The following is a 2508-nucleotide window of genomic DNA, read 5'->3' as shown; positions in this document are numbered from 1 at the left end:
GTAAGCGGTCAGCCGATGGCGTTAGACTTGAAGTTCCAAGGCATAAGAGCTTCGATTTCGGTTACAGGCCAGCCTTGAGCAATGCGGCTTAGTGTTTGGGATAGCCAGTCAAGCGGATCGACGCTGTTCATTTTGCATGTCTGGAGAAGCGTGGCCAGTGTAGCCCAGGTCCGTCCGCCGCCTTCGCTTCCGGCAAACAGGCTGTTTTTCCTCGTGATTGTCTGTGGTCTGATCGCACGCTCGACAATGTTGCTATCGATTTCGACCCGGCCATCGGTGAGGAAGCGCTCCAGTGCCTCGCGCCGGGTGAACGCGTAGCGGATCGCCTCGGCGGTTTTGGACTTGCCCGAGACTTTACCCAGTTCCTTTTCCCACCGGTCGAAGAGGCGGGCGACAATGGTTTCAGACTGTTCCTGACGGAACGCGGCGCGGATGTCGGCATTCTTGCCGCGAACCTCATCTTCGATCTTCCACAATTTGGTCATGGCGGTGACCGTATCTGTTGCAGCCTGCGAGATCCCGCTGACGTGCAGATCGTAAAATTTGCGGCGCAGATGTGCCCAGCAGCCTGCGAGCTGTATCTGTTCGTTGCGCCCAGCCTTGGCTTGCGCCTTGATCATGCTCGTATAGGCGCCATATCCGTCCACCTGCAGGATTCCGTTGAACCCGGCAAGATGCCGCGCCACGCATTCTGCGCCCCGACTGTCTTCAAAACGATAGGCCACCATTGGTGGACTGCTCCCACCATAGGGGCGATCATCGCGTGCATAGGCCCAAAGCCATGCCTTGGTGGCTTTTCCCGAACCGGGAGCCAGAGTGGGCAAGGTCGTCTCATCGGCGAAGACCCTTTCACCTTCCTTGACCCGCTCCAGGATATAATCGGCGCATATCTGAAGCTCGAAGCCCAGATGCCCCATCCATTGCGCCATCAAACTCCGGCTGATCTCGACGCCATCGCGCAAATAGATTGCCTCCTGACGGTAAAGTGGAAGGCCATCGGCATACTTGGAAACGGCTATATAGGCGAGCAGGCGCTCTGTCGGCAAACCGCTCTCGATAATATGTGCAGGCGCGAGCGCCTGAACCACACCATCATGGTTCCGGAATGCATATTTGGGGCGACGTGTCACGACAACCCGGAACTTCGGGGGCACGACGTCCAGGCGTTCCGAGCGATCCTCGCCGATCAGGACCTTTTCCAGACCCTCGCAACCAGCCGGAATCTCCGGTTCGATGACTTCCTCAATGCGTTCGAGATGAGCGGCAAAGCCCTTGCGCGGACGTGATGCCCGTTTCGGCTTGTCCCTGGCCGCATCGTGAAGTTCGCTCTGGATCGCCGAGAGACCGGTTTCCACTTCCTCGAAAGCAAACGATACCTGTTCATCGCTAACACCAAGGTGTAATCGTTCGGAGCGCCGGCCGTGCTGGGCGCGCTGCAAAACCTTCATGATGGATGTCAGGTTGGCAATCCGTTCGTTGGCGCTCTTCTCCACTGCCTCCAGCCGGGCAATCTCAGCTTCAGCAGCCTTCAACCGGGCTTCCTTTTCAGCCTGCTCACGTGCCATTGCGAGCACCATAGCTTTCAGTGCGTCAACGTCATCCGGCAGATCGTGAAGCGGTAAATCCATGAGGCTGAGTAGAGCATAAAAGCGGCCGTTTTCCCAACCATTACAGCATCATGAATCATCTTGCCGCAGGCGTTGTCATCCTGTCAGCAAAGGGCGTCTTGTCCTGTTCGGGCGGATCTTTTTCCAGTCCATTCCAGCCAACAAAGCCATGAGCTGGGAATGATCCAGACGTATCCTCGCAACTGACAGGCCCGGCCAGCAAAAGCCACGGTCCTCAAGCGTTTTCGAATAAAGGCAAACGCCACTGCCATCCCACCACACAATCCGGACCCGGTCGGCACGTTTTGACCGGAAGACATAAAGCGCACCATTGAACGGGTCGAGACCGCCATCACGGACAACTGCCATCAGGGAAGCGGCTCCCTTGCGGAAGTCGACGGGCTGACAGGACACATAAACCACCACACCGCTGGAAATCATGCCTTGCGAGCCGCCCTCAGAACCTTCACCAGGTGATCCGGATCGAAGGCTGAACCGACGCGAACTACCATGTCGGCGACAACAATATCGATCGAAGCGCTACACGTCGTTTCAACACGTGCAAATCTGGCCGGACTGGCCGGTCCCGCTGTTACTGGTGAAACAACACCAGACGCAAGCGCCTTACGACGCCATCCATAAAGCTGCGAGGGATCCAGTCCTTCAGACCGTGCAACCGCCGAGACGTTGGCCCCGGGCTGCAACGACGCAGCCACAATCCGCGCCTTCTCGTCATCCGACCAGTCTCGTGGCCGCCGTCGGCTTCGCACAGGCTCCGCCGTCAAAACCTCGAATGTCCGGGTCTGATTCACACCGTCGCTCATAGGATTCTCCGCATGATTCATGCAGAAAATCGCCCATCTCACCGACGAAAGATACGTGGGATAGTCTACCCGCTTAC

Annotated in this window: 3 protein-coding genes; all 3 read right to left on the bottom strand. The window is 57.5% G+C overall.

Going from position 1 to position 2508, the window contains the following annotated elements; translation table 11 throughout:
* Nucleotides 1-8 precede the first annotated feature (8 nt).
* Nucleotides 9-1628 (bottom strand): IS66 family transposase, encoded by a 1620-nt coding sequence (tnpC, locus tag JNC70_RS22675; RefSeq protein ID WP_279719058.1) that lies wholly within the window; start codon nucleotides 1626-1628, stop codon nucleotides 9-11.
* A 75-nt stretch (nucleotides 1629-1703) separates the two neighbouring features.
* Nucleotides 1704-2048 (bottom strand): IS66 family insertion sequence element accessory protein TnpB, encoded by a 345-nt coding sequence (gene tnpB / locus JNC70_RS22670; protein ID WP_100649048.1) that lies wholly within the window; start codon nucleotides 2046-2048, stop codon nucleotides 1704-1706.
* Complete coding sequence (locus tag JNC70_RS22665) at nucleotides 2045-2431, bottom strand: transposase (protein ID WP_100649049.1); 387 nt, start codon at nucleotides 2429-2431, stop codon at nucleotides 2045-2047. Before JNC70_RS22665 ends, tnpB begins: the two co-directional genes overlap by 4 nt.
* Between the last annotated feature and the right edge of the window lie 77 nt (nucleotides 2432-2508).

Origin of the sequence: Brucella oryzae, from assembly GCF_041929965.1 — a bacterium.
Taxonomy (GTDB): Bacteria; Pseudomonadota; Alphaproteobacteria; order Rhizobiales; family Rhizobiaceae; genus Brucella; species Brucella oryzae.
The sequence above is the reverse complement of the archived record's forward strand: the minus strand, read 5'-3'. Positions and strand labels throughout refer to the sequence as shown.

Coding starts and splice junctions, on each gene's coding strand:
- tnpC (WP_279719058.1), bottom strand. CDS start 1,628: ATGGATTTACCGCTTCACGATCTGCCGGATGACGTTGACGCACTGAAA.
- tnpB (WP_100649048.1), bottom strand. CDS start 2,048: ATGATTTCCAGCGGTGTGGTGGTTTATGTGTCCTGTCAGCCCGTCGAC.
- JNC70_RS22665 (WP_100649049.1), bottom strand. CDS start 2,431: ATGAGCGACGGTGTGAATCAGACCCGGACATTCGAGGTTTTGACGGCG.